Source organism: Oceanobacillus profundus (assembly GCF_003515705.1).
GTDB classification, from domain to species: Bacteria; Bacillota; Bacilli; order Bacillales; family Amphibacillaceae; genus Oceanobacillus; species Oceanobacillus profundus.
On the sequence record NZ_QWEH01000039.1, the window covers coordinates 1 to 2,991 of the forward strand.

The window sequence follows — 2,991 nt, forward strand, 5'->3', positions numbered from 1 at the left end:
AAACAAGACATCAAATAAAGAATTTAGTTAAGTCCTCGATCGATTAGTATCCGTAAGCTCCACGTGTCACCACGCTTCCACACCGAACCTATCAACCTCATCGTCTCTGAGGGATCTTACTCACTCGAAGTGATGGGAAGTCTCATCTTGAGGGGGGCTTCATGCTTAGATGCTTTCAGCACTTATCCTTTCCACACGTAGCTACCCAGCGATGCTCCTGGCGGAACAACTGGTACACCAGCGGTGTGTCCATCCCGGTCCTCTCGTACTAAGGACAGCTCCTCTCAAACTTCCAACGCCCACGACGGATAGGGACCGAACTGTCTCACGACGTTCTGAACCCAGCTCGCGTACCGCTTTAATGGGCGAACAGCCCAACCCTTGGGACCGACTACAGCCCCAGGATGCGATGAGCCGACATCGAGGTGCCAAACCTCCCCGTCGATGTGAACTCTTGGGGGAGATAAGCCTGTTATCCCCGGGGTAGCTTTTATCCGTTGAGCGATGGCCCTTCCATGCGGAACCACCGGATCACTAAGCCCGACTTTCGTCCCTGCTCGACTTGTAGGTCTCGCAGTCAAGCTCCCTTGTGCCTTTACACTCTACGAATGATTTCCAACCATTCTGAGGGAACCTTTGGGCGCCTCCGTTACCTTTTGGGAGGCGACCGCCCCAGTCAAACTGCCCGCCTGACACTGTCTCCGAACCGGATCACGGTCCTGGGTTAGAATGTCCATACAGCCAGGGTGGTATCCCACGGATGCCTCCACCGAAGCTAGCGCTCCGGTTTCCAAGGCTCCCACCTATCCTGTACAAGCTGCACAGACATTCAATATCAGGCTACAGTAAAGCTCCACGGGGTCTTTCCGTCCTGTCGCGGGTAATGCGCATCTTCACGCATAGTATAATTTCACCGGGTCTCTCGTTGAGACAGTGCCCAAGTCGTTGCACCTTTCGTGCGGGTCGGAACTTACCCGACAAGGAATTTCGCTACCTTAGGACCGTTATAGTTACGGCCGCCGTTTACTGGGGCTTCGGTTCAAAGCTTCGCCTTGCGGCTAACATTTCCCCTTAACCTTCCAGCACCGGGCAGGTGTCAGCCCCTATACTTCGCCTTTCGGCTTCGCAGAGACCTGTGTTTTTGCTAAACAGTCGCTTGGGCCTATTCACTGCGGCTCCATGTAAATGAAGCACCCCTTCTCCCGAAGTTACGGGGTCATTTTGCCGAGTTCCTTAACGAGAGTTCTCCCGCTCACCTTAGGATTCTCTCCTCGCCTACCTGTGTCGGTTTGCGGTACGGGCACCTATGATCTAACTAGAGGCTTTTCTTGGCAGTGTGAAATCCGGAACTTCGGTACTAAATTTCCCTCCCCATCACAGCTTGAAATTGCCAGACGGATTTGCCTATCTGACTTTCTCACTGCTTGGGCGCACATATCCATCAGTGCGCATTCCTTATCCTACTGCGTCCCCCCATCGCTCAAACAATCATGAGGTGGTACAGGAATATCTACCTGTTGTCCATCGCCTACGCCTTTCGGCCTCGGCTTAGGTCCCGACTAACCCTGAGAGGACGAGCCTTCCTCAGGAAACCTTAGGCATTCGGTGAAAGAGATTCTCACTCTTTTTTCGCTACTCATACCGGCATTCTCACTTCTAAGCGCTCCACCAGTCCTCACGGTCTGACTTCACAGCACTTAGAACGCTCTCCTACCATTGTTCGTAAGAACAATCCGCAGCTTCGGTGATACGTTTAGCCCCGGTACATTTTCGGCGCAGAGTCACTCGACCAGTGAGCTATTACGCACTCTTTAAATGATGGCTGCTTCTAAGCCAACATCCTGGTTGTCTGGGCAACTCCACATCCTTTTCCACTTAACGTATACTTTGGGACCTTAGCTGGCGGTCTGGGCTGTTTCCCTTTCGACTATGAACCTTATCACCCATAGTCTGACTCCCAAGTAAAAGTAACTGGCATTCGGAGTTTGACTGAATTCGGTAACCCGGTGAGGGCCCCTAGTCCAATCAGTGCTCTACCTCCAGTACTCTATTTCTTGAGGCTAGCCCTAAAGCTATTTCGGAGAGAACCAGCTATCTCCGTGTTCGATTGGCATTTCACCCCTACCCACACCTCATCCCCGCATTTTTCAACATACGTGGGTTCGGGCCTCCAGTCAGTGTTACCTGACCTTCACCCTGGACATGGGTAGATCACACGGTTTCGGGTCTACGACCGCATACTCATTCGCCCTATTCAGACTCGCTTTCGCTGCGGCTCCGTGTCTTCCACTTAACCTTGCATACGATCGTAACTCGCCGGTCCATTCTACAAAAGGTACGCCGTTACCCATTAACGGGCTTCGACTACTTGTAGGCACACGGTTTCAGGTTCTATTTCACTCCCCTTCCGGGGTGCTTTTCACCTTTCCCTCACGGTACTGGTTCACTATCGGTCACTAGAGAGTATTTAGCCTTGGGAGATGGTCCTCCCGGATTCCGACGGAATTCCACGTGTTCCGCCGTACTCAGGATACACTCCGGAGGGAATTCTTTTTCAACTACAGGGCTGTTACCTTCTGTGGCTGACCTTTCCAGGTCGATTCATTTAAAGAATTCCTTGGTAACTCCGAGTGGAGTGTCCTACAACCCCAGAAAGCAAGCTTTCTGGTTTGGGCTCTTTCCGTTTCGCTCGCCGCTACTCAGGAAATCGATTTTTCTTTCTCTTCCTCCGGGTACTGAGATGTTTCAGTTCCCCGGGTCTACCTCATGCACCCTATGTATTCAGATGCATGTACTGTTCCATTACGAACAGTGGGTTCCCCCATTCGGAAATCCCCGGATCAAAGTTTACTTACAACTCCCCGAGGCATATCGGTGTTAGTCCCGTCCTTCATCGGCTTCTAGTGCCAAGGCATCCACCGTGCGCCCTTATTCACTTAACTAAGTTACAGTAAATAAGCGTACTAATTTATTAGCCTTGCTTTTATTTAA

General features: G+C 51.6%; 1 rRNA gene. It reads right to left on the minus strand.

Going from position 1 to position 2,991, the window contains the following annotated elements:
- Positions 1-23: 23 nt before the first annotated feature.
- Positions 24-2,942, minus strand: a 23S ribosomal RNA gene (locus tag D1B32_RS23375).
- Between the last annotated feature and the right edge of the window lie 49 nt (positions 2,943-2,991).